The 4,661-nt window shown below is 43.1% G+C and carries 4 protein-coding genes and 1 pseudogene; all 5 read right to left on the reverse strand.

From position 1 onward, the window contains the following. Positions 1 to 189, reverse strand: a pseudogene (locus tag AC1DPZ_RS22295) (acyl-CoA dehydrogenase family protein); the annotation flags it as partial. A gap of 25 nt (positions 190 to 214) precedes the next feature. Beyond that, a complete protein-coding gene (locus tag AC1DPZ_RS22300) occupies positions 215 to 1,393 on the reverse strand; it encodes an acetyl-CoA C-acyltransferase (protein WP_477407586.1) in 1,179 nt (392 codons plus the stop codon). Between the two features lie 16 nt (positions 1,394 to 1,409). After that, positions 1,410 to 3,782, reverse strand: coding sequence for a 3-hydroxyacyl-CoA dehydrogenase NAD-binding domain-containing protein (locus AC1DPZ_RS22305; protein ID WP_477407588.1), 2,373 nt, complete (start codon positions 3,780 to 3,782; stop codon positions 1,410 to 1,412). A gap of 42 nt (positions 3,783 to 3,824) precedes the next feature. Next, the gene (locus AC1DPZ_RS22310; RefSeq protein ID WP_477407590.1) at positions 3,825 to 4,280 is read right to left on the reverse strand and encodes a DUF2147 domain-containing protein; all 456 of its coding nucleotides are present in this window, start codon (positions 4,278 to 4,280) and stop codon (positions 3,825 to 3,827) included. A 227-nt stretch (positions 4,281 to 4,507) separates the two neighbouring features. Beyond that, positions 4,508 to 4,654, reverse strand: coding sequence for an acyl-CoA-binding protein (locus AC1DPZ_RS22315; protein WP_477407592.1), 147 nt, complete (start codon positions 4,652 to 4,654; stop codon positions 4,508 to 4,510). Positions 4,655 to 4,661: the final 7 nt, after the last annotated feature.

Consider the following 4,661-nt stretch of genomic DNA (forward strand, 5'->3'; position numbering starts at 1 on the left):
CCCTTCTTCCTGTGTGTCGATACGATCCAGCAGCGGAACAACTTTTTGCTCTACAAAGTCCTGGCAGGTTTGTGCTATCATCAACTGCTCCTCATCCCAGTTTTCAGGAATAAACACATCCCCGGCAATTGTTTCCTTTACCAGGAATTCACCACCTTTTAAATGCTTGTTTTCTGCTAATGTGCTCATAATCTTATGTTTAAAATGTTTTATCTTAGTTTAATAGTTCAAATATTCCTGCCGCGCCTTGCCCTGTACCAACGCACATGGTAACCATGCCATATTTTTTATCTCTTTGTTTCAATTCATCAAAAAGCTGTACCGAAAGTTTGGCGCCGCTACAGCCCAACGGATGGCCTAATGCTATGGCGCCGCCGTTAACATTCACGATGTCGGGATTTAAGCCCAGCCCCTTTACTACTGCCAGCGATTGCGATGCAAAGGCCTCGTTCAGTTCAAAAAGATCTATCTCATCTTGTTTTATGCCAGCTTTTTTTAATACTTCGGGAATAGCATACAAAGGGCCAATTCCCATAATGCGCGGCGGAACACCAACAACAGCGTAGTTTACTAAACGCGCAATAGGGTTTAGGTTGTTTGCTTTCATGAAACGCTCACTTACCACCATTACAAAGGCAGCACCATCGCTGGTTTGTGAAGAATTACCTGCAGTTACCAACCCCCTGGCATCAAATACGGGTTTAAGTTTAGCTAATGCTTCCAGGGAAGTATCGGCCCGCGGACCTTCATCTGTGTCTATCGTAAATGACCTGGTTTTTCTTTTTCCGTTTTCATCAACATAGTTTTCGGATACATTAACCGGAACAATCTGATTTTTGAATTTTCCTCCTGCAATAGCGGTTAGGGCTTTTTGATGGGATTGATAGGCAAACTGGTCCTGCTCATCGCGATTAATATTATATTCTTTGGCAACAGCTTCAGCGGTTAATCCCATGCCCCAGTAATAATCTGGGTGGGCAATGGCAACATCTGCATTGGGCACAATGCGCCATCCGCCCATAGGTAACAGGCTCATGCTCTCTACCCCGCCGGCTATAATGCAATCGGCTATACCGCTGTGTATTTTTGCCGATGCGATAGCAATAGTTTCCAATCCCGAAGCACAGTACCGGTTCACCGTCATGCCGGGAACTTTATCAGTATCCAGCGCCATAAGTGAGATAAGGCGGCCTACGTTTAAACCCTGCTCAGCTTCGGGCGTAGCGTTGCCAACTATCACATCTTCAATCTGGTCTTTATCTACATTGGGTACAGATGCCACCAGTTGCTTAATTACTTCGGCAGCAAGGGTGTCCGGTCGGGTAAACCTAAAACCGCCACGGGTTGCTTTTCCAACGGCACTGCGGTAAGCTGCTACTATATATGCGTTCATCTTGTTGTCTTTTAAATTAGTTTCTTAATGTTTTTCCGCCGGTTAAAATGGATTGTATGCGTTCTAATGTTTTGCGTTCGGCACACAGTGATACAAATGCCTCGCGTTCCAGGTTCAATAAATACTCTTCGCTTACCAATGTCGGTTGTGACAGATCTGCACCGGCAAGTACATAGGCCAGCTTTTGTGATATTTTTACATCATGCTCACTAATGTAATTACCACTAAACATGGTGTTGGCGCCTATGTAGGCCAAACCAAGCGCCTGTTTGCCCAAAACCCTGATATCTTTACGCGGAACGGGTTGCACATAACCTTCATTAGCCAGTAACAGGCACTGTTTTTTTGCTTCGGATAAAAGCCTGTTGCGGGATACGACTACCATGTCCCGACCTTTTTTAAGATAACCCAGGTCAAAAGCTTCCTGTGCCGAGGTAGATACCTTAGCCTGGCCTATAGTAAGGAACCTGTCGCGGAAATTATTTAGTTCGATGTCGCCGTCCTGTAATTCATCGCTTAAACGCAGTGCAAACTCTTTGGTACCGCCGCCACCGGGGATAAGCCCAACGCCAAATTCAACCAAACCCATATAAAGCTCGGCATGTGCTACAACCTTATCGGCGTGTAAACACAGCTCGCAGCTGCCACCAAGGGCCATTTGGTGTGGTGCGGCAACAATCGGGATGGATGAATACCTAATCCGCATCATGGTGTTTTGAAATGCTTTGATCACCATATTCAGCTCATCAAATTCCTGCTCAACGGCCATCATAAATATCATCCCAACATTGGCGCCGGCACTGAAATTTGCTCCTTCGTTGGAGATAACCAATCCCTTATAGCTTTGCTCGGCAAGGGTGATGGCTTTGTTAATGCCTTCTATCACCTCTCCACCAATGGTATTCATTTTGGTATGGAATTCCAGGTTAATAATGCCGTCGCCAAGATCAGTAATAGTAGCGCCGCTGTTTTTCCAAATGGTATTTGCCGCGCGGATATTGTCCAGCAGAATAAAATCTTCGGCACCCGGAATTACTTTGTAAGTTTTTGATGGTATATCATAATATAAGCGCTTGCCATCCTGTATTTTGTAGAAACTTTTTGTACCRCTTTGCAGCATATCGTAAACCCATTGTGCGGGTTTGTTGCCTTCTGCCTCCATGGCTTTAACGGTGGTTTCAACTCCCAATGCATCCCATTTTTCAAAAGGCCCCATTTCCCAGCCAAAACCGGCGTTCATGGCAGCGTCTATTTTATATAGCTCATCAGAAATTTCGGGAATGCGATTGCTGGAATAGGCAAACAGCTGGTGAAATATAGTGCGGTAAAAATCACCGGCTTTGTCTTTGGCCGCAAACAGGATCTTCATCCGGTCTTTTAAGTTATCAACCGTTTTGGTTGTTTCAAGCGACGGAAATTTTACTTTTTTAGAAGGTTCATATTCCAGCGTTTTTAAGTTGAGTGTATAAAACTGGTTGGCGCCATCCACTTTTTCTTTTTTATAAAAACCTTGTCCGCTTTTGCTGCCCAGCCAGTTGTTGGCTACCATTTTGGTTACAAAGCCGGGGATTTGGAACAAGTCTTTAGCTTCATCATTGGGTACACCCTGGCTTAAACCGTTTGCCACATGCACCATGGTATCAAGGCCTACCACATCACTGGTACGGAAGGTGGCCGATTTAGGATGGCCTATTACCGGCCCCGTAAGTTTATCAACTTCCTCAATAGTGATCCCGGTTTTATCTGCATAATGCAGTATGCTCAGGATACTGAACACCCCAATACGGTTACCAATAAAGGCGGGGGTATCTTTTGCCAGTACGGTTGTTTTACCTAAATATTTTTCGCCGTAATGCAGTAAAAAATCAATAACTTCTGGTAGGGTATCAGTTGTAGGGATAACCTCCAACAGTTTTAAATACCGGGGCGGGTTAAAGAAGTGGCTGCCGCAAAAATGTTTTTTAAAATCTTCGCTTCGTCCTTCGGCCATTAAATGAATAGGGATGCCGGATGTGTTAGATGTTATCAGCGTACCGGGTTTACGGTATTTCTCTACATTTTCAAATACCTTTTGCTTAATATCAAGCCGCTCCACAACCACTTCAATTACCCAGTCGCAACCGGCAATTTTGGGCATATCATCTTCAAAATTTCCGGTTGTAATATTTTTAGCCGACGCTTTTGAATAAACAGGAGAGGGGTTTGATTTTAATGCTGCAGTAAGCGCATCATTCACCAGCTTGTTTCTTGATTTAGTGTCGGCATCTTTTGGTACAATATCCAATAACAGCACTTCCAGGCCTATGTTTGCGAAATGGCAGGCTATGCGGCTACCCATCACACCTGAACCCAGTACGGCTACTTTTTTTATAATTCGTTTAACACTCATTTATGCTTGTATTTAAAATGTAGATAGGTGTTTTATGTTACTTTATTCTGCTTTTTCCCAGGTTGTAGTACGCCCGAAGAGTGAAATTCCGATATAACCCCTTATATCAAGGGTTTGACCTTTGTAGGTTATTTTGCAGCTATACGTTTTTCCATTGTTAGGGTCGTAAATTGTACCGTGGGTATATTTGTTATCGCCATCTTTTTCAAAACCGGCTAATACCGGCAGGCCAAGCCGGGGCCTGGTACGTAATTTTTCATCGCTGTTTAGCTCATCAACTTTAGGTTTGCCATTTTTTAAGGGCTCCTTAAGCCAAACAACCTTGCCATAAAATTTGCCATCCTTTTCTTTGGTTATCTGTATTTTGGCAGTTTTAACATCATTATACCATAAGCCCTCTATTTTGTCTTTTTCGCTCTGTGCTTTAGTAACAAAACCCGCGGATACCATGAGTATCATTAATACTAACCTGGTGAGATTTTTTTTACAAACTGACATTGTTTTTAAGGTTATGGACACGCAATTAAACTGATCTAAAAAGCACCGCATCAAATTCTCCGCGTACTAAGGCAGTAATCAAATGCACTTAAAAGAAAAAACTTAACCGCCTGAACGGTGAATAATTTATAATTGGTTTATATTAACAAATATCCTATTTAGTAAGGGATTATAAAGGGTTATATGGCGGAAACATTTGTCAAAATTTCGGTTATTTCTATTATCATTTATTGAGGGCTTTTCAGCTGCTCAATAATATTGATGTAACCGGTCATCGCTGCATCCGGCGACATTCCTGTTAAACTTTTCCATGCTTCATATTTGGCCTTGTTTACAAAATCAAACATGCCGGGCGCCGGGGTATTGGGGTCTATATCTCCT

Source organism: Mucilaginibacter sp. P4_G9 (assembly GCF_056400985.1).